We start from the raw sequence: 24,805 nt of genomic DNA on the forward strand, positions 1-24,805 counted from the left end.
GCGGGTTTCGTCAGACGCCGGCAGAAACGCCGGCGACTCAGGCCGTCAGCGCGTGCAGCGCCTCGTCGGTGAGCCACAACGATTCCTGCAGGTCCTGCTCGTTCAGGTTCAGGCCATCGCCGCCGCGATCGACGACGACGAAATCACTGACGCCGCCGAGCGCGATCAGCGGGTGATGCCACACGCCCTTCGCATAGTTGACGCCCTGCCAGCCGCTCGTCACGAACGCGCGGATCTTCGCCGGATCGAGATCGCCCGCGGGCGCCACGACGACGAGATACGGCTGGTCGTTCAGCGGCACGAACGCCTGGCTGCCGAGCGGGTGCCGCTCGAGCATCTTCACTTCAAACGGCAGCGTGCGCGGCTGGCCGCGGAACAGGTTGACGAGCGTGCGGCCGTCTTCATCGGTCACGTCGACTTTCGCGAGATCGTGAAAGCGGATCGTGGTGCCGAGGTTGATCGGAATCTGCTTCGCCCCTTCCGTTTCGATCACGTCGCCGAACGGCGCGAACGCTTCCTTGGTCAGCGGTTCGATGGCAAGCGTCTTCATTTGTCGAGCGTCCCCCACAGGCGCAGGCGCGACACGCCGCCGTCCGGAATGATGTTCAGCCGCACGTGCGTGACGGGGCCGAGCGACGCGATATCCTGTTCGAAGTAGTGCTGCTTGTCCATCTGCAGCTTCTGTTCGCCGAGCAGCACCGGCCAGAACATCGACTGCGTGATCAGCGAGCTGTCCGTGCCGCCCGACACGTACGCGGCCTGGATCGAACAGCGGTCCGGGTAGTTGCCCTTGAAGAACGCGGTATCGACTTCGATCTTGCGGATCACGCCCGGCTGCGCGAGCGCGATGATCGCCCAGTCGTTGCCCGGTTCGCGGCGGCGGCGGGTTTCCCAGCCGTCGCCCATGTTCACACCGCGGCCCGGCAGCAGCAGGTTCGACGCGACGCCGAAGTGCTGGTTGTTCGCGGCCACCACATAACCGCCGTTTTCCATCGCCGCGAGGTCGAACTGCTCGGTCGCGCTCGCGCCGGCCCAGTCGAGCTGCGGCTGGCCGTACACGCGCAGGCGTGCGATGCCGCCATCCGGGTAGATGTTCACGCGCAGGTGGGTAAACGCTCGCGCATCGCTCGCTTCGACGTAGTGATGGCTGTTGCCCTGCAGTGTCGTCGAGGGCACGATCTCGACCCACTCGGTCGCATGCGTCGGCGCGCCGTCGGCCACGAACGCGGCCTCGATCGACGCGGCCGGCGGGAAATTGCCGGTGAAATGGCTCGTGTCGATGTCGAAGCCCTTGATCACGCCCGGGCGCGCGAGCTTGACGATGCACCAGTCGTAGCCCGTCGTGCGCTTGCGGCGCGTTTCCCAGCCGTCCATCCACTTGCCGTGGTCGTCGTACTTGCCGGGGATGAAGACGGCCGGCTCGGGGTTCAGCATCCGGTCCTTCGGCGCGAAGAAATCGTCGCTGGCTTCGAGCGCCTGCGCACCGAGACGCGGGTCGGCCAGGTTCACGTAGCGCCGCGTGAAGTCGGGAGCGTTGGGATCGAGAAGCGGAACAGCCATGATGTTTCCTTGTTTCAGTGAGGCGATCAGGCCGCTGCGATGCAGCAGGCCGTATTGCGATGTCAGGCGTCGATCAGGTCGTCGAGGCGGAAACGCGCGATCCGGTAGATCTGGTCGAGGCTCGCCCGCAGCTCCTCGGTGCGCGAGTGATTCACGCGCGACTCGAAGTTCGCGATGATGCCGTGCCGGTCATAGCCGCGCACCGCGAGGATGAACGGGAAACCGAACTTCTCGCGATACGTGCGGTTCAGCGTCAGCAGCTTGTCGAACTCTTCCTGCGTGCACTGGTCGAGGCCCGCGCCGCTCTGCTCGCGCGTCGACTCGGCGGTCAGCTCGCCGCGCACGGCGGCCTTGCCGGCCAGTTCCGGGTGAGCGTTGATGAGCGCGAGCTGGCGCACTTCGCCGGCCGTTTCCACCGCGCCCGACATCGTCTTGTGGAGCGCGTCGATGCTCGCGAACGGCCGCTCGCCCGCGGCGACTTCGGCCACCCACGGCGAATGTTCGAAAATCCCCGACAATGCCGCGACAAATGCACTCGGCGCCATCGTGTTCAGTTGTTCCAACGTGTAGCGCATCGCCTTCATGCTTTCCCTTCGTTTCGATGATTGGGCTGATACGGATGATGTTCACGCCAGTGACGCGCGATATCGACACGGCGCGTCACCCATACGCGATCGTGCTTCTCGATGTGATCGAGGAAACGCTGCAGCCCGCGGAACCGGCCCGGCCGGCCGAGCAACCGGCAGTGCATGCCGATAGACAGCATCTTCGGCGCCTCGTCGCCCTCCGCGTACAGCACGTCGAATGCGTCGCGCAGGTAGTCGAAGAAGTGATCGCCCGTGTTGAAGCCCTGCGGCGTCGCGAAGCGCATGTCGTTCGTGTCGAGCGTGTACGGCACGATCAGCTGCGGCGACGTGCCGCCGCCCGACACCTCGACATCCATCCAGAACGGCAGGTCGTCGCCGTAGTTGTCGGAGTCGTACAGGAAGCCGCCGTATTCCGCGACCAGGCGGTGCGTATTGGGGCTGTCGCGGCCGGTGTACCAGCCGAGCGGACGCTCGCCCGTCACGCGCTCGATCGCTTCCATCCCGAGGCGCATGTGCTCGGCTTCAAGCTCGGGCGTCATGCTCTGGTAGTGGATCCAGCGCCAGCCGTGGCACGCGATTTCATGGCCCAGCTCGACGAAGGCGCGCGCAAGCTCCGGGTGGCGTTCGATCGCCATGCCGACGCCGAACACCGTCAGCGGCATCCCGCGCTTCTCGAATTCGCGCAGGATGCGCCACACGCCGGCCCGCGAACCGTATTCGTAGATCGACTCCATGCTCATGTGGCGGTCGGGATACGCGGCCGCGCCGACGATTTCCGACAGGAACTGCTCGGAGCCCGGATCGCCGTGCAGCACGCAGTTCTCGCCGCCCTCCTCGTAGTTCAGCACGAATTGCACGGCAACGCGGGCGCGCCCCGGCCAGTTCGCCTGAACGGGATGGCGGCCGTAGCCGATCAGGTCGCGCGGATAGTTGGGATCGAGTGACATGGTTCGAAGTGCGGCGAAAGCTCGCTGAAATAATGGGTTCGCATCGACTGCGCAGGCGCCGGAGGCCGGCTGCGCAAGCCGATGCGATGACGGCCCAGTGTAGCGAAAACGCCCATACGCGCCCATACAGCGGCGCAGATAGTGCGTGTCAGACGGTGTGTATGTGCGGTTGCGGCAAATTCGGGAGCGCTTCCGCCTCATCCCTGTCCGGCGGGCTGAAGCGGGCGAACGCGCCGTCGTAGCGCTTCGGCAGCGGGCGCGCGTAGTCGCCACGCTTCGCGGTCGCGAGGCGCAGCGCGACGAGCGCCTCGGCCCACTTGACGGCCGCCGTGACGCCCTCGACCACCGGCGCGCCGATCTGCTGCTCGATCTCGTGCGCGAACTCGGCCATCCCCGCGCAGCCGAGCACGATCGCGTCGGCGCCGTCCTCGTCGAGCGCGCGCCGGCATTCGTCGACGATGATCCGGCGCGCGGCCGAGCCCGGCCGGTCGAGCTCGAGCACCGCGACGTCGGTCGCGCGCACGTTGCGGCAGAACCGTTTCATCCCGTAGCGTTCGGCGAGATGCCATGCCATCCCGCAGGTGCGCGCGAGTGTCGTGACGACAGAGAAGCCCGGCGCGAGCACGCTCGCCGCATGCATCGCGGCCTCGGCAATGCCGATCACCGGCCCGCGTGCGAGCTCGCGCGCCGCGTACAGGCCCGGATCGCCGAAGCACGCGATCACGTACGCATCGCAACCGTCGCGCTCGCCCCGCGCGACCTCGGCGAGCAGCCCCGGCGTCGCGAGCGCCTCGTCGTAATAGCCTTCGATCGACGGCGGCCCCATGGGCGGGCTCACGGCCACGATCTCCGTGCCGGCAGCCGCGACCTCGCGCGCGCAGCGGCCCATCGCGTCGGTCATCCGCTGGGTCGTATTCGGATTGATCAGTCGGATCCTCATCGCACGCTCCTTACGCCTTCGCGCTCGTGAGCAGCCGGTAGAACACGAAGCCGAGCCCCGCTCCGATGAACCACGAGAAATTCGCGAGGGCCTGCCAGCCCGGCACCATCACGCAGAGGACCGCGATCACCGCGGCCGGCAGCAGCGCGGCCAGCGCGCGGCGGTTCACGCCGCCCGTGTACCAGTACGTGCCGCTTTCCGACATCGTGTACAGGTCGTCGCGCACGAGCCGGCCGCGCTTGACGAGGTAGAAGTCGGCGATCAGCACGCCGTACAGCGGGCCGATGAACGCGCCGAGCACGTCGAGCGTGTAGTGGATCACCGCCGGGTTGTTGAACAGGTTCCACGGCGTGATGAAGATCGACGCGACGGCCGCGAGCATCCCACCCGCGCGCCAGCTGATCAGGCGCGGCGCGACGTTCGAGAAGTCGAACGCGGGCGACACGAAGTTCGCGACGATGTTGATGCCGATCGTCGCGATCGTGAACGTGAGCGCGCCGAGGATCACCGCGGTCGGATGGTCGATGCGGCCGACCGTCGCGACCGGATCGGTGATCAGTTCGCCGAACACCGGCAGCGTCGCGGCGGTGGTGATCACCGTGACGAGCGAGAACGCGAGGAAGTTGACGGGCAGCCCCCAGAAATTGCCGCGCTTCACGTCGCCGAACGAGCGGCAGTAGCGCGAGAAATCGCCGAAGTTCAGCATCGGCCCGGAGAAGTACGACACGACCAGCGACACGGCCGTGATCATCACCGGAATCACTTCCGCGCCGTGGTACTTCACGCCGCCGAGGTTGATGCCGATGTTGCGCCAGCCCGCTCGCCACACCATGTAGCCGGCGAGGATGAACATCACGACGTAGACGGCCGGCCCCGCGAAGTCGATGAACTTCTTGATCGTCTCCATCCCGTTCCAGAACACGAACGCCTGGAGCACCCACAGCAGCATGAAGCCGGCCCAGCCGACCGCCGACAGCCCGAGGAAGCCGTAGCGATGCACGTCCGCGTAAGGCAGCCATTGCGGAAAGAATTTCAGCACGACGATCACGAGCGCGCTCGACGCGAGATAGGTCTGGATGCCGTACCACGCGATCGCGATCAGCCCGCGGATCACGGCCGGCACGTTCGCACCGAGTACGCCGAACGTCGCGCGACATGCGACCGGGTACGGCACGCCGATCTGCTGGCTCGGCCGCGCGATCAGGTTGCACAGCGCGTTCACGAGGCCGATGCCGACGATCAGTGCAATCAGCACCTGCCAGCTCGTCAGCCCGAGTGCGAACAGGCTGCCCGCGAACACGTAACCGCCGACGCTGTGCACGTCGGACATCCAGAACGCGAAGATGTTGTACGAACCCCATGTCTGATTTTTCAGGGGTGCCAAATCTTCGTTGTACAGACGTTCGCTGTAACCATTCGGCAGTGTCGGGTCGCCGCCCTCGCCGCCTTCTTCCGCCGGATAGGCGCTATCGTGCGCCACACTGAACTGAGCCATGACTTCTCCTTGACGCGGCCGGAAGGCCGCTCCACCGTCATCGATATCGCTCCGGATCGACGCCCGGAGTCGGACCAGCGGCCCGCGGCAAACGCCGCGGGCCTGCATTTCGCTCGTTCTTGTGGCGCGTGGCCGGGTTCGCGTCGCCGCTCAGGCGCCGCCGAACACTTCGCGCAAATCGACCTGCCCTTGTGCGGGCCGGTCCAGCATCTTCAGTTCGACATGCTGCAGGTGGTGCGCCATCAGCGTCACCGCCCGCTTCGGATCGCCGGCCTCCAGCGCACCGAGGATCTCGTCGTGGTCGTCGCACGAGCACGGGCTGCGCCCGTGCGATTCGTACAGCGCCGACATCAGCGTCGAGCGTGCGACGAGCCCTTCGAGGCACTCGCTGAGCGTCGCATTGCCCATCAGCGTGGCGAGCGCCGTATGGAATTCGCCCGACAGGCGGATCCAGGCCGCGAAGTCCTGCCGCTGGAACGCCTTGCGTTCCTTCTCGATCAGCGAGGCGACGCCCTTCAGCCGCTTCGCGCCGGGCCCGGTCGCGAGCCGCTCGACCACGGCGAGCTCGATGATCCGGCGCATCTCGAACACCTCGTGCACGTCCTGCAGCGTCGGGCTCGCGACGAACGCGCCGCGGTTCGGCTCGAGATCGACCAGCTTGTCGGTCGCGAGCTGCGCGAGCGCCTGGCGGATCGCGCCGCGCTTCACGCCGAACACCTCGCAGAGCTGCGCCTCCGTCAGCTTCGCGCCCGGCGCGAGCCGATGCTCGAGGATCGCCGTGCGGATCCGCTCGGCGATCGCTTCGGGACTGGCTGCACCGGACGGGTGGGATTCGGGCTCGTTCATGATCGGCATCGTGTGATGATCCTCATCCTAGGGTGGACATAAATATTGTCAACAATTCTTTTCCGACATTGCGCACAATCGGCGTGCATCGATGCGACCTCGTTCGGTGCACGATGCGTCAAATCCATGCACGACAAGGCTGGGACGTACAACTGACGCGCTTCTCGTCGTGTAGCTTCCGGTCATTTTGTTGACAAAACTGGTGCAAGATCAGGCCACGACCTTGCTGATGTCGACGAAAAATACCTGACCGTTAGTTGCACATTTACATAAAGAAAAAGGCGGGAACCCCGCCTTTCGACCGACTGCGCCCGCCTCAACCGAGGTGCGGATAGTCCGACAGCGTGAGCCGGAACCCATGCGCATTCGCGACCAGTTGCGCCTGCGCGCCGAACGGCAGCGTGAGCAGGTCGGGCACGTGACCGAACTGGAGGCCCGTCACGACCGGAATCCCGATCACCGCGCGCACCTGGTCGATCATCGCCTGCATGTCGTAGCCGTTGTCGTACTCGAATGGTCGTGCACCGGTGAACTGGCCGAGCACGAGCGCCTGCTGGCGCGCGAGCAGCCCCGACAGGTGCAACTGATAGATCATCCGTTCGATCCGGAACGGCTGCTCGTTGACGTCCTCGATAAACAGGATGCCGCCTTCGATGTCGGGCATGTACGGCGTGCCGACGAGCGACGTGAGGATCGCGAGGTTGCCGCCCCACAGCGTGCCCGTCACGTTCACGCTCTGCACCTGCGGCGCTTCGGCGATGATCGTCGTGCTCGGCTGCGTCAGCGTCTGCCAGAAATGCTGCATCGTGAAGTCGCTCGGCGTTTCCGCGCCGAAGTCGGCGGACAGCATCGGGCCGCCGAACGTCTTGATGCGCGCCTTCGCGTACAGCGCGAGCTGGAGCGCCGTGAAGTCGCTGTGGCCGACGAGCGCGACCGGCTGGTCGCGCAGCCGGCGCTCGAGCCCGCGATAGTCGAGCCCGTGCAGGATGCGCGCCGCGCCGTAGCCGCCGCGCACCGCGAGCGCGATGTCCGGCAGCGGCCGCTCGGGATCGGCAAGACGATTCAGGTCGCCTGCCCGCTCGCCGTCGGTACCGCCGAACCGCTGGAAGCGCCGCTGCGTCGCTTCGATGTTCTCGATGCGATGCTGCGCGGTGCTGAGGCGCTCGAGCGCGCGATTGATCGCGTCCGGGTCATGCGGATAGCCGGATGGCGCAAGCAGGCGGATGGTGTAGGACGCGGCGGGCTGGAAGGACATGGCGAAGAAAGGTGTCGGGTCGTCAAACCTGCTTAGAGGGTCCGAACCGTCTCCGGTTCACGGAACCGTGCACGCCCGGCTCGCGTCGAGCGGCGGGTGCGGCGGGCGCGCCTATGACGCGCCGGACTCGGCGTCACGGGCAAGCCGTGCTTCGCGCAGCGCGCGACGGCGGTCGGCAAAAAACGACTTCAACGCGGCGCCGCACTCGTCGGCGAGCACGCCGCCGGTCACTTCGGTATGGTGGTTCAGTTGCGGATTCGCGAATGCGTCGATCACGCTGCCGCACGCGCCCGTCTTCGGATCGGCGGCACCGTAGACGACCCGCGCGATGCGCGCATGCATGATCGCGCCCGCGCACATCAGGCACGGCTCGAGCGTCACGTACAGCTCGCAGCCGGGCATCCGGTAATTCTGCAGATGCTGCGCGGCCATGCGCAGCGCGGCCATTTCCGCATGGGCCGACGGGTCATGCCCGCCGATCGGATGGTTGAAACCGCGTGCGATCACTTCGTCGCCACGCACGAGCACCGCGCCAACCGGCACTTCGCCGGCCGCGCGCGCCTCTTCGGCGGCAGCCTGGGCGAGGCGCATGAAATGCAGGTCGCGCGCCGATGCAGGCGCAGCTTCGGGAACGGGGGAATCGGCGGCAGGTTCGGCCGCCGGGGCGGTTGCCGACCGGTCTGCGTCGTGCAGCGCGTCGGACGTCACATCGGCCCCGCTTCAGCGGACGCTTCGTCGAGCCCGCGCTCGCACAGGCGCTCCGCGATGCGCCGGCAGTAATCGCGCGGCATCACCATCGGGCCGCCGCGCAGCGATTCGAGCGCCATGTCGAGTGCAAGGATCTTCGCCTGCAGACGGCATCGCGCGGCGCGGTCGCTGACCGCCTGCACTTCGTCATGCAGGTTGCGCAGCGCGCGCAATTGCTCGACGGCCGGCGGCACGAAGCCCGCATTCTTCAGGATACGGTTGGCCACCCGCACCTCCTCGGGTACGAGCAGGTCGTCATCCAGCGCCTGCGGCGCGCCGGTACCCGGCAAATCGTCGAACTCTCCCCGCGCGGCGGCGGCGGCAATACGTTGTTCGACCAGGGCGTCAAGCAATCTCATCAGTCAATCGGAACAATGCGGCAGGCCGAATTCTAGCAGGGTGACGCCGGTATGACAGGCCCTTCGAATATATGCTCGATATTGTGTTTTTTAGGGGCCGAATCGTGGGGCATGCGCGCCGATCCGTCTCATTTGCCGCTCTGCTGCGCTGCAGCGGGCTGCGGGCCATCCGGACACCGGCAAATGCGACCCGTATCGGGCTCCGCTTTTGTTTGGGACGACGCCCACCGAACCGCGCCGCCCCGGAAAAACGGACACGGCCCTGTTTCCAGTTTTCCTGTTTCAGGCAGCCGCCGCTTCCCGCCGCGCGTTCGCGAACGGGCGGAACATCATCGCGATCAGGAACGCGCCGAGACCGATCGCAAACGAGCCGAGATACAGCCAGCCGTAGCTGCCGAACGTATCGACGATCAGGCCACCGGCGACGGGGCCCGCGGCCATCCCGAGGCTGCCGGCCATCGCGCAGCCGCCGATCACGGTGCCCATCATCCGCAGCGGGAAGTTCTCGCGCGCGAGCACCGAATACAGCGGCATCACGCCCGCGTAGATGAAGCCGAACACGACGGCGACCGCGTAGAACCCGTCGAGCGTGCGCACGAAGTAATACCCGAGCGCACCCAGCGCCTGCGCGAGCAGCCCGGCCACCAGCATGCGCTTCGCGCCGAGGCGGTCGCCCAGGATCCCGAACGCGATCCGGCCGCCCATGCCGGCAAGCCCTTCGACGCTGTAGATCGACACCGCGACGATCAGCGGGATCCCGCACGTCACCGCGTAGCTGACCGTATGGAAGATCGGGCCCGAGTGCGTCGCGCAGCAGAAGAAGTTGGTCAGCAGCAGCACGACGAACTGCGGCGAGCGCAGCGCATCCGCGACCGACATCGCCGCGGGGTCGCCGGCAGGCGCCGACACCGCGGGAGCCGCCTGCGCGCCGTCGAGCGCGGGCGCCCGGCGCACCAGCAGCGACACCGGAACCATCACGACGGCCGCCAGCGCCGCAACCAGCAGCATCGACGTGCGCCAGTCGCGCACCGACACGAGCCACGCGGCCAGCGGGGCCATCGTCATCGGCGCCATCCCCATGCCGGCCGACACGAGCGACACCGCGAGGCTGCGGTGCGTGTCGAACCAGCCCGTCACGCACGCCATCATCGGCGCGAATATCGCAGCCGTCGCGCCGCCGACGGCGAGACCGAAGGTGAGCTGGAACGCGAGCAGCGACGGCGCGCGGCTCGCCAGCGCCAGGCTTGCCGACAACAGGACGGCGCCCGTCATGACGACCGGGCGCGTGCCGATGCGGTCCGACAAGCTGCCCCACGCCATGCTCGCGAAGGCCATCGCGATGAAGCCGAGCGTCATCGCGCCGGAAATGCCGGTCATCGACCAGCCCGTGTCGCGCGCGATCGCGCGCAGGAACACCGGCAGCGAAAACATCGCGCCGATCGCGATGCAGCCCATCAGGCCGCCCGCGGCGACGATGACCCAGCGGTATCGGGAGTCCGGCATGGGGTACCTCCTTGTCGTGATGACGATCCTCGGGAACCGGGCGCCACCTGCTTCGCGCAATGCCCAGTCGACATGGATACGACGGGCGACGCATCGGGAAATCGACATGCGCGGCACACGCAACGTCGAACTTTCATTGTCCGCCGATCGGCTCCGCCCGCAACGGGCGGACCGGGCCGTCACCGCACGCCGGATCGACCGTTCGGTCCGCCCCTGCCCCGCGCCTTTCCGGAATCGGGAAAGTCGAAATCAGAAATAGTTGGTTGGACCGCGCGATCCGGCTGACTACACTCGGGCAATCTTGTCATAACAAGTTGACCGATGACCTCCCCCAACGTCGTGCCGCTGTCGGCGGCCCCGCTCTACGTGCAGATCAAGGACACGCTGCGTGCGCGCATTCTCGACGGCACCTATGCGCCGCACAGCCGGATGCCGTCCGAGCACGAACTCTGCGCGATGTTCGACGTCAGTCGCATCACGGTGCGCCAGGCGCTCGGCGATCTGCAGAAGGAAGGACTGCTGTTCAAGCTGCACGGCAAGGGCACCTTCGTGTCGAAGCCGAAGGCGTTCCAGAACGTGACCTCGCTGCAGGGCTTCGCCGAGGCGATGTCGTCGATGGGCTACGAGATCGTCAACCAGGTGCGCAGCCTCCGCACCGTCAAGGCCAACCGCCATCTCGCCACGAAGCTGAACGTGCCCGAAGGCGCGGCGCTCGTCGAGATTCATCGTGTGCGGCTGCTGAATCGCGAGCCCGTGTCGCTCGAACAGACGTGGGTGCCCGAAGCCATCGGCAAGCGTCTCGCGGGCGCCGACCTCGCGACCCGCGACATTTTCCTGGTCCTGGAAAACGACTGCGGCATCCCGCTCGGCCATGCCGACGTGTCGATCGACGCGATCCTCGCCGACGACGAGATCGTCGATGCCCTGCACGTCGAGGAAAGCAGCCCCGTGCTGCGCATCGAGCGCCTCACGCATGACGCGTCGGGCGCACCGATCGACTACGAAACCCTCTACTTCCGCGGCGACGCCTTCCAGTACCGGCTGCGCATCGACCGGCAGAAGCCGCGCAAACCTGCAAGGAAACAGCGATGACCACCCACGTGCTCGAATACGACATCGTCGTGGTCGGCGGCGGCACTGCCGGCCCGATGGCAGCGATCAAGGCGAAGGAGCGCGACCCGTCCCTGCGCGTGCTGCTGCTCGAAAAGGCCAACGTGAAGCGCAGCGGCGCGATCTCGATGGGGATGGACGGCCTGAACAACGCGGTGATCCCCGGGCATGCGACGCCCGAGCAGTACACGCGCGAGATCACGATCGCCAACGACGGGATCGTCGACCAGGAGGCCGTGTACGCATATGCGACGCACAGCTTCGCGACGATCGAGCAGCTCGACCGCTGGGGCGTGAAGTTCGAGAAGGACGGCACCGGCGACTACGCGGTGAAGAAGGTCCATCACATGGGCTCGTACGTGCTGCCGATGCCGGAAGGACACGACATCAAGAAGGTGCTGTACCGGCAGCTGAAGCGCGCGCGCATCGCGATCACGAACCGGATCGTGGCGACGCGCGTGCTGACCGACGCGCAGGGTCGCGCGAGCGGCGTGCTCGGCTTCGACTGCCGCACCGCCGAGTTCCACGTGATCCGCGCGAAGGCCGTGATTCTCTGCTGCGGCGCGGCCGGCCGCCTCGGCCTGCCGGCCTCGGGCTACCTGATGGGCACCTACGAGAATCCGACCAACGCGGGCGACGGCTATGCGATGGCGTATCACGCCGGTGCCGCGCTCGCGAATCTCGAATGCTTCCAGATCAATCCGCTGATCAAGGACTACAACGGCCCCGCGTGCGCGTACGTCACCGGCCCGCTCGGCGGTTTCACCGCGAACGGCAAGGGCGAACGCTTCATCGAATGCGACTACTGGAGCGGCCAGATGATGTGGGAGTTCTACCAGGAACTGCAAAGCGGCAACGGCCCCGTGTTCCTGAAGCTCGACCACCTCGCGGAAGAAACGATCCAGACCATCGAGCAGATCCTGCATACGAACGAGCGGCCGAGCCGCGGCCGTTTCCATGCCGGGCGCGGCACCGATTACCGCAGCCAGATGGTCGAGATGCACATCTCCGAGATCGGCTTCTGCAGCGGCCACAGCGCATCCGGCGTGTACGTGAACGCCCGCGCGGAGACGACCGTGCCCGGGCTCTACGCGGCCGGCGACATGGCGGCTGTCCCGCACAACTACATGCTCGGCGCATTCACGTACGGCTGGTTTGCCGGGCAGAACGCGGCCGACTACGTGGCCGGCCGCGAGCATGCGCCGGTGGACGACGAACAGGTCGCCGCCGAACGCACGCGCGTGCTTGCGCCGCTGCTGCGCGAGCGCGGCCTGGCGCCGGCCCAGGTCGAATACAAGCTGCGCCGCATGGTGAACGACTATCTGCAACCGCCGAAGGTGACGCGCAAGATGGAAATCGGGCTGCAGCGCTTTGACGCCATTAATGAGGATATCGAAGAGATCAAGGCGAACCACCCGCACGAACTGATGCGCGCCGCCGAAGTGCGCGCGATCCGTGACTGCGCGGAAATGGCAGCGCGCGCGTCGCTGTACCGCACCGAAAGCCGCTGGGGGCTGTACCACCACCGCGTCGACCTCCCGCATCGCAACGACGCCGAATGGTTTTGCCACACCTGGCTGCACAAGGACGCCGCGGGCGCGATGCGCAGCGAGAAGCGGCCGGTCGAACCGTATGTCGTGCCGCTTGCCGACGACGAGCGCGGCGCCTACACGAATCTGCGCATCCGCGAACCGGCCGCGCTCGCGGCCGCCCTTTGAGGAACCAGCCATGCCCCATACCCCGCACGACATCTTCCAGCGCAGCAGCGCACCCGTGACGATCGACGAGAACCTGTGCATCGCCGACAAGGGCTGCACCGTCTGCGTCGACGTGTGCCCGCTCGACCTGCTCGCGATCGACGTGACCAAGGGCAAGGCCTATATGCAGTTCGACGAATGCTGGTACTGCATGCCATGCGAACGCGACTGCCCGACCGGCGCGGTCAAGGTCGACATCCCTTACCTGCTGCGCTGACCCTGTCCCCCAACGCTCCCTCCCGTCGCCCATGACCGACTCCTCCTTCGCTGCCACGCCGGCCCGCGCGCACGCTTCCGACGAAGCCGCACTCGCCGCCCGCCTCGCGTCGCCCGATGCCGCCGTGCGCCGCGTCGCACTGTTCGAACTCGCCGATCTCGAGGACCCCGGGTTCGTGCCCGCTTTCATCGCCGCGCTGCGCGCCGATCCGTCGCCCGACGTGCGCGCCGAAGCCGCCCGCGTGCTCGGTGCGTGGGAACAGCCCGACGTCGTCGACGCACTGTGCGGTGCGTTGCTCGATCCGGACGACGACGTGCGCGCCGCCGCGGCGCAAAGCCTGTCCGAACTGAAGAACTCGGCATCGGGCGCCGTGCTGTGTCGATGGGCAGCCCGGCCCGAGCCGTTCGTGCGCCGAGCCGTGCTGCGCGGATTGCGCGAGTTGCGCGACCCCGGCGCATTCGCGCCCGCGCTGCACGCGCTCGACGCGGAACACGCCGCGGTGCGCGCCGAAGCCGTGGCGGTGCTCGGCTGGCTCAAGGATCCACGTGCGCTGCCGCCGCTCGCGGGCATCGCGACGACCGATACCGCAGCGGACGTGCGACGTATCGCGGTCGGCGCGATCGGTTTCGCGGCGCCCGACGATGCGTCCACCATCCACGCACTGTTCGTCGCACTACGCGACCACGAATGGCAGGTGCGCGAGGAAGCGGCCACGACGCTCGGCAAGCTGCGCGTTGCGACCGCACGCGAACCGCTCGTCGCCGCGCTCGACGACGACTACTGGCAAGTGCGCCTGCGTGCCGCACGTGCGCTCGGGCAACTGCGCGATGCGGCCGCGGCGCCGGCCGTCGCCGCGCTGCTCTCGCATGCGATCAGCAACCTGCGCAAGGAAGCCGCGCTTGCGCTCGGCGAATTGCGCGACCGCGCGACGTTGCCCGCGCTGACCCGCGCGCTGGAGGACCACGATCCGGAAGTACGCAAGGCCGTGCGGATCGCGATCCGGCAAATCGACGCGTCGTCGCCATGATCGCCCCGACCGAAATCGCGCTCGATCACCCTGCGCGCACATTGACGCTTCGCTGGCCGGACGGTCACACGCAACGCATCGGCTATGCGCAGCTGCGCATTGATTGCCCGTGTGCGGAATGCCGAAGGATCCGGCGCGACGGCGGTCGTGTCGATGTACGACCCGATGTGATGCTGAACGACGTCGAGGCAGCCGGCTACGGCATCCGCGCGGTATTCGGCGACGGTCATGCGCGCGGCATCTATCCGTGGCCGTATCTGGCGGAGATGACGGCGCAACCATGACGTGGCGCCCGCAGGCGTGCGGACCACATGGCAGGCGTGCGGAAACGCTGCGATACTGACGCCCACGATCGTCTCCACCCACCGTGGGAGCCAGAACATGCAGACCGCAGTCGGATTCATCGGCCTTGGCGTGATGGGCACGCCGATGGCGCTCAATCTTGCACGGGCCGGTACGCCGCTCATCGTGTGGAGCCGGTCGCACGGCAGCGACAATGCGCTGCGCGACGCCGGCGCGCGCGTGGCCGACCATGCAGACGACGTGTTCGCGGCCTGCCGCACCGTCATCCTGATGCTCGCGAACGACGCGGCGACCGATGCCGTCCTCGGACGCGGCACGACCGATTTCAGCCGCCGCGTCGCCGGACATACGATCGTCAACATGGACACGCATCCGCCCGAATACTCGCGCGCGCTGGCCGACGAAATCGCCGCCGCGTCGGGCCGTTACGTTGAAGCACCCGTGTCGGGGTCGCGCAAGCCGGCCGAAGCCGGTCAACTCGTCGTGATGCTCGCCGGCGCGCCGGACGACGTCGACGCCGTCCGTTCGCTCGTGAAGCCACTGTGCCGCGACAGCTTCGTGTGCGGCGACGTACCGTCGGCGCTGACGATGAAGCTCGCCGTGAACCTGTTCCTGATCACGATGGTCACCGGCCTGACCGAAGCCACGCATTTCGCGCAACGCCACGGCATCGATCTCGCCCGCTTCGCCGACGTGCTGAACGCAGGCCCGATGGCGAGCGACGTGTCACGCGTGAAGCTCGGCAAACTCGTCGCGGCGGATTTCTCGGTGCAGGCCGCGATCACCGACGTGCTGAAGAATGCCCGCCTCGTTGCCGAATCCGCGCGCGGCATCGGCATCGCGTCGCCCCTGCTCGACATCTGCCATGCGCTGTACGGCGAGACCGAGCGAGCCGGACATGGCGCTGACGACATGGTCGCGGTGATCCGCGCGATCGAGCAGCGCACCGACCACGCACAATGAAACGTCGCCGGCCGCCCCACCCACCCGAACGCACCCGCGCGCAGCACCACATGTCCGACTCATCTCGCTCCCCGACCCGCATCCCCGCTTCCGTCCGCCCGGTTCCCGCCGTGATCGGCATCGTGCTGCGGGAGCGCGACGTACTGCTGGTACGTCGCGCCAATCCGCCCGATGCGGGATGCTGGGGCTTTCCCGGCGGCAAGATCGAAGTGGGGGAATCGATTGCGAGCGCGGTAGTGCGCGAGATCGCCGAAGAGACGACCATGGACGTCGAGGCGCTCGACGCCTTTACCGCGCTGGATGCGTTCGATTACGATGCTGGCGGCGACGTGCGTCAGCATTTCGTCATGGTCGCGGTGCTGTGCCGATGGTTGCGCGGCACGCCTGCCGCCGGCGACGATGCGCTCGATGCGCGCTGGTTCGATCTCGCCGAACTCGACCGCGATGACTTGCCGATGAGCGCGGGGGTTCGTGATGTCGCGCGACGCGCGATCGAGCATGCTGCGGTCCCTGGTCACGCGCAGCGTCCGGCCAATACTTGAAAACCTGAAACACCGCCGTCTTTCTCGCAGCCTTTGCGAGCGGCCCGATCGGGGCCATGACGGTGCCGGCTACCCGCCGACGAACTGCCAATTACAAATCAAAGACGGGCCAACCCATGATCAGAATTCGCAAATCCACCCCGGCCGACGGCGCACGCGTGCTGGATATCTGGCGCAACGCGGTCGACGCCACGCACCCGTTCCTCAGCGACGACGACCGACGTGCGATCGAATCCGAAGTCGTCGCGTTCCTGCCCGGTGCGCCGCTCGATCTCGCCGTCGACGATTCCGACCGCGCGATCGGCTTCATGCTGCTCGACGGCAGTCATATGGAAGCGCTGTTCGTCGATCCCGCTCACCATGGCGCGGGTGTCGGGCGCCTGCTCGTGGAAGATGCGCTCAAGCGTCACCCCGACCTGTCGACCGACGTCAACGAGCAGAACGAAGCGGCGGCAGGATTCTATGAACGGCTCGGCTTCGAGCGCACCGGGCGATCGGCGCTCGATGGGCAGGGGCGCGCCTATCCGTTGATTCACCTGCGCTATCGCACGAAACCGTCGTCCTCGCCGCAGCACGCATGATCGTGGCCCGCGCGGGATAGCACGCCGCCCTTCACGTCGTGCGCTCCGGGCGGTCGGGTCATCGATCGGTTCGGCACGCCCCGCACGGATGAGCGTTTCCCGGGCTGAACGAGCCTGTCGCGGGCCTGGAGATGCTAACCTCTCGGCCACTCTAACGACACCGCGTGAAGCCACAGGATTCGACCATGCAAACCGTTGCGGTACTGGACTTCGAAACAACCGGACTTTCGCCGAATATGGGCGACCGTGCGACCGAAATCGCCGTCATCCTGCTACGGGACGGTGAAATCGTCGACCGTTTCCAGAGCCTGATGAATGCAGGCAGACGCATTCCGTCCGATGTCGTCGCGCTGACCGGCATCACGAACGAGATGATCGCAGCGGCGCCGCCGGCGTCGAAGGTCATGAAGGAAGCCGCGGCGTTCGTCGGCAAGCATGCGGTCGTGGCCCACAACGCCGGTTTCGACAAACGGTTCTGGCAGTCGGAACTCGGGCTGCTTGGCGAGTCGGCCGAGCATGCGTTTGCTTGCACGATGCTCGTGGCGAGACGCATCTACCCGGATGCCACGAGTCACCGCCTGTCGAGCCTGGTCGATATGCTGCGGCTGCCGAAATCGGGCCGTGCGCACCGGGCGATGGTCGATGCCGAGATGGCCGGGCACCTGTGGTGTCGGCTGCAGCACGACATTGCGCGGACTTACGGACTGAATCGCATCGATCACGCACTCATGGCGCGTGTACAGGCCACGGCGAAGGCGAAAGTGCCGACTTACCTGCGTTCGCTCGTGGGCGCACACGCGTGAGCATCCGGGTCGCGATGCTTCCGACTCGCGCAATCCACTGATGAAAAACGGCTTGGCAATCTGCCAAGCCGTTTTCTTGTCGCAACACTCTTCCGGTCGATTCCGAATACAAGGCAACGGCAGGACAGCCATTTTGTGGCCGCCCACGATCGTGTCATGCAAGGGCCCTCCTTGCACATGATGATGCAGATGAACCGGCTCACGTCGCCCTGACGCACCTGCGCGCACTTGCAGCGCAGCATGATGAGCAGGTTGTGCGCCCAACCGATTTCTCCAACCAGTGGCGGAGTTTGGGCTCGGCACTGCATCCCGAAGAATCTGACGCGTGTACCACCGGTTCTGCGCCGAACATGTCAGGCGCCCGTCCTTATGACATTCCCGGGCTGCATTGCTTGTTTGGCGGCCGCTGGCACCAGTTCGCCCAACCGGGACAGGAAGAGCTTGAGGATTGGCGAGGCGTTGGAGCGGCTGTGACCGACAACGAGGTCGATTGTCGGCGCATCTCCCGCCAGCGGGCGGCTCACCACGGACCACGGCAGCAGGTTCTCGACGTAGTCGGGAATCAACGTCAGCCCGCGCGTCGACGCCACGAGCGACATCACCATCGCCGGGTTGTCCACGCCCTGGGTGGGCGTAAGCGTCACACCTTCGCGCTGCAGGTACGTGTCCACCACAGAACGCAGCACGCGTGCCTTGTTGGCCATGGCCACGAAAGGCTGTCCCACGAGTTGCTGCGGGCGGATGCGCTCTTGCGACGCCAACGCGTGATCGCTCGGCATCAGCACGACCAGCGGCTCTTGCCCAACCGTCGTGTAGTCCAGATCGAAGCCCGGCTCGGCGCGCAGGAAGGCCAGATCCAGCCGGCCACGCGCCAATGCATCCGCCAGGTCCGGTGAGTAATCGCTGGAGACCGTCACATCGATGTTCGGCAGCTCGTCGCGTAGCAGGTTCAGCGCCTTCGGCAGCCAGGTCATCTCCTGCCCGGTCAGGAATCCCAGTGCAAAACGCTGCTTGCTCGGCTGCGCCGCCCGGCGCGCGGCCTCGATCGCCGCATCAACCTGGCTCAGGGCCAGCCGCGCGTGATCGATGAAGGCTTTCCCCGCCGGCGTCAGTTCGACGCCGCGCGTGCTGCGGCTCAGCAGATCCACGCCGACCTGATCTTCCAGGTCGCGGATCTGCCGGCTCAGCGAAGGTTGGGAGGTATGCAGCCGACGCTCGGCAGCCACCGTCAGGCTGCCCGTCTCCGCCACGGCGATGAAGTAGCGCAGATGTCTCAGCTCCATGCTTTCTCCCATGCTTTTCAAGCATCCCCACCCGCTTACAAAGTCTTTTTGTTTGCGAGTGGAAGCCCCTAAATTCTCAACCATGGCGCCGGGAAAAGCAGCTTCCGAACCCCGGCAACCCATCGCCCATACGTCAACCGTCATACCTCAAGGAGCATATCATGACCTCCAACCCCGTCATTCTCGTCACCGGCGCGCTGACCGGCATCGGTCGCGCCACCGCCCTGGCGTTTGCAGGCAGCGGCGCCCGTCTCGTCATCTCCGGCCGCCGGCCGGCGGAAGGCAAGGCGCTCGAATCCGAACTCCGTCAGCTGGGCACCGAGGCCCACTTCATCCAGGCCGATGTCCGGCACGACCAGGAGGTCCAGGATCTGGTGGACCAGACCGTGGCGCACTTCGGCCGCCTGGACGTGGCCGTCAACAACGCCGGCACCGAAGGCCAGCCCGGCCTGATCGTGAACCAGACCGCCGACAGCTACGCCGCCACCTTCGACACCAACGTGCTCGGCACGCTGCTGAGCATGAAGCACGAACTGCGCGTGATGACTGCCCAGGGCAGCGGCAGCATCATCAACATCTCCTCGACTTACGGGCATGAAGGTGCGGCCTACGCGTCGGTGTACGCCGGCAGCAAGCATGCCGTCGAGGGCATGACCAAGTCCGCAGCGCTGGAAGTGGCGGCCGCGGGCGTTCGCGTCAACGCCGTGGCTCCCGGCCCGACCGACACCGGCATGCTGGACCGCTTCACCGGCACGCCGGAGAACAAGGCCGCGCTCGCTTCGGGCGTGCCGCTGGGCCGCGTCGGCAAGCCGGCCGAGATTGCAGCGGCCGTGCGCTTCCTGGCTTCGGACGCTGCAGCGTTCGTAACCGGCCAGATCGTCACCGTCGACGGCGGCAAGACCGCCGGCTGATCCGAGCCGCGCCGAGCCGGCGCGGCCCTCCCTGTCGCCCGGGCAACGCCCGGCTTTGCACCGGAGCCGGGCAGCGTCTTGCCCGCTCAAGAATCCGTCAGCCTCATCCGGAATACGACCATGAACGCCTTCACCCATCACACCGCCCCGACCCGGTACGTCGAGGCCAATGGCATCCGCTTCGCCTATCGCCGGTTCGGTAAGTCAAGCGGCGTGCCAATCGTTTTCAACCAGCACTACACCGGAACGATGGACTATTGGGACCCGGCCGTGACCGACGGCCTGGCAGAGACGCGCGAAGTGATCCTGTTCAACAACGCCGGCGTGTCCAGCTCGTCCGGCGAGACGCCTGCCAGCTTCCCGGAAATGGGTGCCAACGCAATCGCCTTCATCCGCGCGCTCGGCCTCCACCAGGTCGATGTGCTGGGCATCTCGATTGGCGGCTTTGTCGCGCAGGAGATCGCACTTCAAGGCGGAGATCTCGTGCGCAAGCTCATCCTCGTCGGCACCGGCCATCGCGGCAACGACATGACGGCCAGCCGCTCGGCCGAGATCTTCGCGGGCCGCTACGAGCCGCCTGAACACCTCTGGCTGTCGGTGCACTTCGCTCCGTCCGACGCGAGCCAGAAAGCCGGCATCGACTTCCTTCAACGCAAGTGGCGCCGCCAGGATCGCGACCCGGAAGCGAGCGCGCAAACCGTCGCCGCCCAAGGCGTCGCCATCGGCAAGTGGATCGCGCCGGACGAGAATGCGCTGGCCTACCTGAAGTCGATCCGGCAGCCCACGCTGATCGTCCAGGGCAGCAACGACGCGATCATCCCGACGGCGCACTCCGTCACGCTGCAGCAGCACCTGCCGAACGCCCAGCTGGTGATCTATCCGGACGCCGGCCACGGCTCGATCTATCAGTACCCGGAGCGCTTCGTCGCGCACGCCATTCAGTTCCTGAACGAAGGCCCGGCCGGCACGGCCAGCGCTTGAGCGACCTCGCAACCTCTTTGGAGATGGACGTCATGAACTCACTCACAGGCAAGACCGCGCTCGTCACCGGTGCTTCGCGCGGCATCGGCCGGGCCACCGCGTTGACACTGGCCGCGGCCGGCGCGCAGGTCCTGGTTCACTACGGCAGCGGCGAAACGGACGCGACGGCTGTGGTCGACGAGATCCGCCGCGCCGGCGGCAAAGCCGAGACGATCGCAACCGACCTGCGTTCGCCGGACGGTCCCCACAAGCTCGCCGAGCGTGTTCGCACCATCATCGGCGGACGGCTGGATGTTCTGGTGGCCAATGCCGGCATCGCCAGGGCCGCGTCGATCGAGGAGACGACGGTCGAGGACTTCGACGCGCTCTTCGCCGTCAACGTGCGTGCACCTTTTTTCCTCGTGCAGCAACTACTGCCCGCTCTGTGCAAAGGAAGCAGCATCGTCCTGCTGTCCTCGCTGGCGGCACGCGCCTCGGTCGGCACGCTCTCTGCCTACTCGGCCACCAAGGGGGCGGTCGATACGCTGGTGAAGCACTGGGCCGCGGCGCTCGGCCCGCGTGGCATCCGCGTCAACGCAGTGGCGCCGGGCGTGGTGGAGACCGAGATGTCGAGCTTCACCAAGACGGACGCCGGCCGCGAGGCAACCCTCGGCATGCAGGCGTTGCAACGCCTGGCCCAACCCGACGACATCGCCAGCGTCGTCGCGTTCCTGGCCTCGGACCAGTCGCGCTGGATCACCGGTGACACGTTGCGCGTGGATGGCGGCTCCAAGCTCTGAGCCCCCGCCCATTCAATCTCTCAAGGAAATTCAAATGAAGCTCTATCACTCCACCTCGTCGCCCAATTCGCGCCGCGTGCGCATCCTGCTCGCCGAGAAGGGTCTCACTCCCACCCTGGTCCCCGTCGACCTGGGCACGGGCGAACAACACGGCGACGCCTACCGCGCCATCAATCCTCGCCGCGTCGTGCCCACGCTGGTGCTGGACGACGGGACGACCATCGGCGAAGTGCCCGTCATCAGCCGCTACCTCGATGATGTGTACCCGACGCCGTCGCTCTTCGGCACGACGCCCGCGGAGCAGGCCGTGGTCTCGATGTGGGATCGCCGCATCGAGCAGGAAGGCTTTGCGTCAGTGATGGAAGCGATTCGGAACAAGGCGCCCGGCCTGAAAGGCCGGGCGATCGCGGGACCGCACGACTACGAGCAGATCCCTGCACTGGTCGAGCGCAGCACGCGGCGCGTGAAGAATCTGTTCGCGGACATGAACGCGCGGCTGGCCGAGTCGCCCTTCGCCGCTGGCGAGAACTTCTCGGTAGCGGACATCACGCTGCTCGTCACGGTGGATTTCGCCGCGAAGGCGATCGACTTGTCGATTCCGGAAGAATTCCACGCCCTGCGACGCTGGTATGACGCCGTCTCGCTTCGCGGCAGTGCAGCCGCTTGAACACGGTCCGTTTCGCATATTCCGAACCGTTCACCGTGTCCAATTTTTGGCGGTTTTGCCGTCAGGGATCGGGAGACCGGTGGATGCCCGGAAAGCCGCGTAAAACAAGCTTCCCGGAGAAGACTTTTACCGTCGAAGACGGTAAAAGTCTGAATAGTGAACGGGAATGTCTTGATCCGGCCTCGATTTTTACCGTCAGATCGACGGCCAACTTGTTTTGCTGGCCGGCGATAGCCATCGATAGATTCCGTGACGTATCGACCTGAAGGTCAACACGTCACGGCAGTTTTTCGATAGCTGGCGATAGTCCTCGAAGGCCGTCAATTCACTCCCACTCCATCATCAACAGGCTGCCCAAACCCGCATGGTTAAAGGACTTGGCTGTGATCGACATGGGCATTACCGTCGCTTTTACCGTCAGAAGCGCATATCTTTTGCTGGTGCGAGAGATGGAGCGATTTGCGGGGAAGCGACTCTTTTGACTTCATTGTCAACCGCTTTCAATCATACTCCGGCGGGCTCGCTACGGAGTTTCACACGGTGTCATGCTCATCCTTACTTCGTAGTAGGACGCCCAATGGTATGCCCGCACAATCAGCCGAACGAGTTCTTAGCTGCCCAAAGTGCGCTGCAGCCTGTGAACGTATTCCATTGCGCTCCGCGATCTCCCCGCAATGACCCGATCCTGGCCTCGCCAGGCTCGAACATCCACTGCGAGTTGGTCACGACAGATGCGGCGATATCGGCAATGACGCTGCGCGGAGACCGCGCAATGTGAATCGCAACAAGCTCCTTCTCGTCTTTGCCTATCTTGAAAGTCAGCAGAAACGGTTCCTTTGCCATGAGGCGAAAGTTGCCCTCCCCTGAGTGCACGCTCCATGAGTAGACATCAAGCTTCAGCAGATCCAGCATCGCATGCAAGCAGACGTGGAGCCACCGGCCAAAGCCCGAGATTGCCTTGCGGGACAGTATCTCGCGCGCATTCCATGGCGCCAGGTCTCGGTCAATGTGTCCGCCCATGCGATTTCTCAGCACCGACAGGTCGCCCTTGTGGTCGATTGGCACCAGTTCCAGAAACTCGGACTTAATGATCGAGACTTGCTTGGTTGTCCCCGGCTCAAGCCATCTGCGCGCGTCCTGATCGCCAACAACTTGATCACATAGTCTAACCACGGCCGTGGCGAAGGAATGAAGTTGAACTGAGAACTGCTTGAGTTGGCGCTTTCGCTTTGTCGAGTTCTTCTGGCCGAGAGCGCTTTCCAGAGCGACATCAATGTCTCTCAGGGCTTCCAAGCACTGCCAGAGCTTGATCGACATGTTATTGGCCGGATACCAGTCCTCCGAAGCCTCATCCTCTTCGAGAGAGTCAACAATGGATCGGACATGGCAGTCCTCAATGATGGACATCCCCTGCGGCGAGATTTCGATTGAGCCCATAGCAGCATTGTGTAGATAGACAGAAGTGCTTTAACACTTAGCGGAAGAAATTCTCTTTGATGACGGCCACTTAGAGCATCTACGCCGGAACGCGCTGGAGCATGCTTTGGGCGTGGATTGGCATGGTTTGGCGATGTGGTTACCCAAAACTTACCCCAAGAAAACGGCTCGAAAACTGGGTCAAAGACCAGCGTATGTCGGAGTACTTAGATAGCGTCCGCCACGACCTTCCAGAGTACGCTGCAACGCCGACCTCATCATCGACGTTACCAGCACTATGCCGACTACGGCGAAGGTTGGAGACTGCGTCTGAAGGCAGCGTGCAGGGCGCCGCTTCGCACGAGCCATCTATTGCCTGGAGCTAAACCGCCGATGCGGCCAGTGGCAAAGCACGCAGTTCGCCACCCAGTAGCGCACGCCGTCCAGACGCGACCCCTTCCCTCAGCAAGCAATCAAGCGCAGCCGCCGCTTTGCGTTTCGTCCATGCGCTCATGCCCGTTAGTGGGCCGAATAGTCGCTACCATGCACGTAAGTATCAGTAACGGAGAATGCAATGCTTTATCTGTTGGACACCGGCCGGATGGCCTACAAATTCGGCAAATGGCGCGGGACGCTCTATTTGGCAGCGACTGCCGTGCCGTTTGCTATTGCGAATTTCATCGCCAAAGTTTTCAGCATTCTGCCGAGCCAACCTCAGCCACCGATAGCCTACCAGTGGATGGAGATAGGCTTCCACGCCGTTGCGCTCCTTCTCTGGGGCTACGGCTGCTACCGGCTCTACCGGGACCATGTCCATCACGACTACTACCCCGAAGCCCACCACTACCAGCGTGAGGGCTGGTAAGCGCGGTGTGGGTGCATGGTCCTCCACAGCCAAAAGTGAGGCGAAACCTGCCTTCGAGGAAATCGCTTTGGCCCCAGCGCTGGAAGCCGACGAAGGAACGAAAGAGGTGCCCCTCATGACCTTGCACAAGAGCAAGGCGCTGGAGCGTCACACCGTGATCTTCGTCGACCTGGGCGACTTGGCCTGGCGGAGCTACGCCCAGAACACCGCAAGGCGACCGTCGGTTTCTTCGCGGCGTTCACACGCGCCAAGCAGCGGGTCTTCTTCACGCATTCCCCCAGTCGCAACACGCGCCGGAGCATCGCTCCGCTCTACACGCTGCTGGCGTCCGCCGACGTGCAAATCCTTGCGGTCGCCTAAT

Annotated in this window: 28 protein-coding genes; 14 read left to right on the forward strand and 14 right to left on the reverse strand. The window is 65.6% G+C overall.

What is annotated here, in order from left to right; genetic code table 11:
• Nucleotides 1–37 precede the first annotated feature (37 nt).
• The 11 genes from LXE91_RS15725 to LXE91_RS15775 form a co-directional block, all read right to left on the reverse strand.
• On the reverse strand, nucleotides 38–550 hold the full coding sequence (locus LXE91_RS15725) for an ureidoglycolate lyase (protein ID WP_039342820.1): 513 nt from the start codon (nucleotides 548–550) through the stop codon (nucleotides 38–40).
• Complete coding sequence (gene alc / locus LXE91_RS15730) at nucleotides 547–1,560, reverse strand: allantoicase (protein WP_011352409.1); 1,014 nt, start codon at nucleotides 1,558–1,560, stop codon at nucleotides 547–549. The genes LXE91_RS15725 and alc overlap by 4 nt, the downstream gene beginning before the upstream one ends.
• A 62-nt stretch (nucleotides 1,561–1,622) precedes the next feature.
• The gene (uraD, locus tag LXE91_RS15735) at nucleotides 1,623–2,144 is read right to left on the reverse strand and encodes a 2-oxo-4-hydroxy-4-carboxy-5-ureidoimidazoline decarboxylase (protein WP_039342817.1); all 522 of its coding nucleotides are present in this window, start codon (nucleotides 2,142–2,144) and stop codon (nucleotides 1,623–1,625) included.
• Nucleotides 2,141–3,094, reverse strand: a complete 954-nt coding sequence (puuE, locus tag LXE91_RS15740) for an allantoinase PuuE (RefSeq protein ID WP_039342815.1) — start codon at nucleotides 3,092–3,094, stop codon at nucleotides 2,141–2,143. Before puuE ends, uraD begins: the two co-directional genes overlap by 4 nt.
• A 148-nt stretch (nucleotides 3,095–3,242) precedes the next feature.
• Nucleotides 3,243–4,034 (reverse strand): aspartate/glutamate racemase family protein, encoded by a 792-nt coding sequence (locus LXE91_RS15745; RefSeq protein ID WP_039342813.1) that lies wholly within the window; start codon nucleotides 4,032–4,034, stop codon nucleotides 3,243–3,245.
• 10 nt (nucleotides 4,035–4,044) lie between these two features.
• Nucleotides 4,045–5,529, reverse strand: coding sequence for an NCS1 family nucleobase:cation symporter-1 (locus tag LXE91_RS15750; protein ID WP_039342811.1), 1,485 nt, complete (start codon nucleotides 5,527–5,529; stop codon nucleotides 4,045–4,047).
• 150 nt (nucleotides 5,530–5,679) lie between these two features.
• The gene (locus tag LXE91_RS15755) at nucleotides 5,680–6,384 is read right to left on the reverse strand and encodes a GntR family transcriptional regulator (protein ID WP_039342809.1); all 705 of its coding nucleotides are present in this window, start codon (nucleotides 6,382–6,384) and stop codon (nucleotides 5,680–5,682) included.
• Between the two features lie 307 nt (nucleotides 6,385–6,691).
• Entirely contained in the window at nucleotides 6,692–7,630 is a 939-nt protein-coding gene (gene ldcA / locus LXE91_RS15760; RefSeq protein ID WP_039342808.1) for a muramoyltetrapeptide carboxypeptidase, read from the reverse strand.
• 111 nt (nucleotides 7,631–7,741) lie between these two features.
• Entirely contained in the window at nucleotides 7,742–8,338 is a 597-nt protein-coding gene (gene tadA / locus LXE91_RS15765; protein WP_039342806.1) for a tRNA adenosine(34) deaminase TadA, read from the reverse strand.
• Nucleotides 8,335–8,736, reverse strand: coding sequence for a DnaJ family domain-containing protein (locus LXE91_RS15770; protein WP_006478536.1), 402 nt, complete (start codon nucleotides 8,734–8,736; stop codon nucleotides 8,335–8,337). The genes tadA and LXE91_RS15770 overlap by 4 nt, the downstream gene beginning before the upstream one ends.
• A gap of 282 nt (nucleotides 8,737–9,018) precedes the next feature.
• A complete protein-coding gene (locus LXE91_RS15775; protein WP_039342805.1) occupies nucleotides 9,019–10,239 on the reverse strand; it encodes an MFS transporter in 1,221 nt (406 codons plus the stop codon).
• A 321-nt stretch (nucleotides 10,240–10,560) separates the two neighbouring features.
• Here LXE91_RS15775 and LXE91_RS15780 point away from each other — a divergent pair, with 321 nt between their 5' ends.
• The 9 genes from LXE91_RS15780 (at nucleotide 10,561) to LXE91_RS15820 (ending at nucleotide 17,542) form a co-directional block, all read left to right on the forward strand.
• Complete coding sequence (locus tag LXE91_RS15780; RefSeq protein ID WP_039342803.1) at nucleotides 10,561–11,331, forward strand: GntR family transcriptional regulator; 771 nt, start codon at nucleotides 10,561–10,563, stop codon at nucleotides 11,329–11,331.
• Entirely contained in the window at nucleotides 11,328–13,067 is a 1,740-nt protein-coding gene (locus LXE91_RS15785) for a fumarate reductase/succinate dehydrogenase flavoprotein subunit (RefSeq protein WP_039342802.1), read from the forward strand. The genes LXE91_RS15780 and LXE91_RS15785 overlap by 4 nt, the downstream gene beginning before the upstream one ends.
• Before the next feature lie 10 nt (nucleotides 13,068–13,077).
• Complete coding sequence (locus tag LXE91_RS15790; protein WP_039342800.1) at nucleotides 13,078–13,323, forward strand: 4Fe-4S dicluster domain-containing protein; 246 nt, start codon at nucleotides 13,078–13,080, stop codon at nucleotides 13,321–13,323.
• A 31-nt stretch (nucleotides 13,324–13,354) separates the two neighbouring features.
• Complete coding sequence (locus tag LXE91_RS15795; protein ID WP_039342797.1) at nucleotides 13,355–14,350, forward strand: HEAT repeat domain-containing protein; 996 nt, start codon at nucleotides 13,355–13,357, stop codon at nucleotides 14,348–14,350.
• Complete coding sequence (locus LXE91_RS15800; RefSeq protein WP_039342794.1) at nucleotides 14,347–14,634, forward strand: gamma-butyrobetaine hydroxylase-like domain-containing protein; 288 nt, start codon at nucleotides 14,347–14,349, stop codon at nucleotides 14,632–14,634. The genes LXE91_RS15795 and LXE91_RS15800 overlap by 4 nt, the downstream gene beginning before the upstream one ends.
• 67 nt (nucleotides 14,635–14,701) lie before the next feature.
• A complete protein-coding gene (locus LXE91_RS15805) occupies nucleotides 14,702–15,616 on the forward strand; it encodes an NAD(P)-dependent oxidoreductase (RefSeq protein ID WP_223274356.1) in 915 nt (304 codons plus the stop codon).
• Between the two features lie 50 nt (nucleotides 15,617–15,666).
• The gene (locus LXE91_RS15810) at nucleotides 15,667–16,158 is read left to right on the forward strand and encodes an NUDIX hydrolase (RefSeq protein WP_039342789.1); all 492 of its coding nucleotides are present in this window, start codon (nucleotides 15,667–15,669) and stop codon (nucleotides 16,156–16,158) included.
• 116 nt (nucleotides 16,159–16,274) lie between these two features.
• The gene (locus LXE91_RS15815; RefSeq protein ID WP_039342787.1) at nucleotides 16,275–16,739 is read left to right on the forward strand and encodes an acetyltransferase; all 465 of its coding nucleotides are present in this window, start codon (nucleotides 16,275–16,277) and stop codon (nucleotides 16,737–16,739) included.
• Nucleotides 16,740–16,924: 185 nt separating this feature from the next.
• Nucleotides 16,925–17,542: a 3'-5' exonuclease gene (locus LXE91_RS15820; RefSeq protein WP_039342785.1), complete on the forward strand. Its 618-nt coding sequence runs from the start codon at nucleotides 16,925–16,927 to the stop codon at nucleotides 17,540–17,542.
• Between the two features lie 353 nt (nucleotides 17,543–17,895).
• On the opposite strand, the gene LXE91_RS15825 is transcribed toward LXE91_RS15820, so the two are convergent.
• On the reverse strand, nucleotides 17,896–18,825 hold the full coding sequence (locus LXE91_RS15825; protein WP_039342783.1) for a LysR family transcriptional regulator: 930 nt from the start codon (nucleotides 18,823–18,825) through the stop codon (nucleotides 17,896–17,898).
• 161 nt (nucleotides 18,826–18,986) lie between these two features.
• Here LXE91_RS15825 and LXE91_RS15830 point away from each other — a divergent pair, with 161 nt between their 5' ends.
• The 4 genes from LXE91_RS15830 (at nucleotide 18,987) to LXE91_RS15845 (ending at nucleotide 22,163) form a co-directional block, all read left to right on the forward strand.
• Nucleotides 18,987–19,736 carry an SDR family NAD(P)-dependent oxidoreductase gene (locus LXE91_RS15830; protein WP_039342781.1) on the forward strand — a complete coding sequence of 250 codons (750 nt, stop codon included), beginning with the start codon at nucleotides 18,987–18,989 and terminating at the stop codon, nucleotides 19,734–19,736.
• A gap of 120 nt (nucleotides 19,737–19,856) precedes the next feature.
• Complete coding sequence (locus LXE91_RS15835) at nucleotides 19,857–20,717, forward strand: alpha/beta fold hydrolase (protein WP_039342779.1); 861 nt, start codon at nucleotides 19,857–19,859, stop codon at nucleotides 20,715–20,717.
• Nucleotides 20,718–20,749: 32 nt separating this feature from the next.
• Nucleotides 20,750–21,496, forward strand: a complete 747-nt coding sequence (locus LXE91_RS15840; protein ID WP_039342898.1) for an SDR family NAD(P)-dependent oxidoreductase — start codon at nucleotides 20,750–20,752, stop codon at nucleotides 21,494–21,496.
• Between the two features lie 34 nt (nucleotides 21,497–21,530).
• Nucleotides 21,531–22,163 (forward strand): glutathione S-transferase family protein, encoded by a 633-nt coding sequence (locus tag LXE91_RS15845; RefSeq protein WP_039342778.1) that lies wholly within the window; start codon nucleotides 21,531–21,533, stop codon nucleotides 22,161–22,163.
• A 61-nt stretch (nucleotides 22,164–22,224) separates the two neighbouring features.
• Here LXE91_RS15845 and LXE91_RS15850 read toward each other — a convergent pair whose 3' ends face one another.
• Both LXE91_RS15850 and LXE91_RS15855 read right to left on the reverse strand, forming a co-directional pair.
• Nucleotides 22,225–22,401 (reverse strand): hypothetical protein, encoded by a 177-nt coding sequence (locus tag LXE91_RS15850; protein ID WP_157644966.1) that lies wholly within the window; start codon nucleotides 22,399–22,401, stop codon nucleotides 22,225–22,227.
• Between the two features lie 356 nt (nucleotides 22,402–22,757).
• Nucleotides 22,758–23,600: a hypothetical protein gene (locus LXE91_RS15855; RefSeq protein WP_143274586.1), complete on the reverse strand. Its 843-nt coding sequence runs from the start codon at nucleotides 23,598–23,600 to the stop codon at nucleotides 22,758–22,760.
• A 553-nt stretch (nucleotides 23,601–24,153) separates the two neighbouring features.
• Here LXE91_RS15855 and LXE91_RS15860 point away from each other — a divergent pair.
• Nucleotides 24,154–24,444 carry a hypothetical protein gene (locus LXE91_RS15860; protein ID WP_046543502.1) on the forward strand — a complete coding sequence of 97 codons (291 nt, stop codon included), beginning with the start codon at nucleotides 24,154–24,156 and terminating at the stop codon, nucleotides 24,442–24,444.
• Nucleotides 24,445–24,805 lie beyond the last annotated feature (361 nt).

The sequence above is a fragment of the Burkholderia contaminans genome (assembly GCF_029633825.1).
GTDB classification, from domain to species: domain Bacteria; phylum Pseudomonadota; class Gammaproteobacteria; order Burkholderiales; family Burkholderiaceae; genus Burkholderia; species Burkholderia contaminans.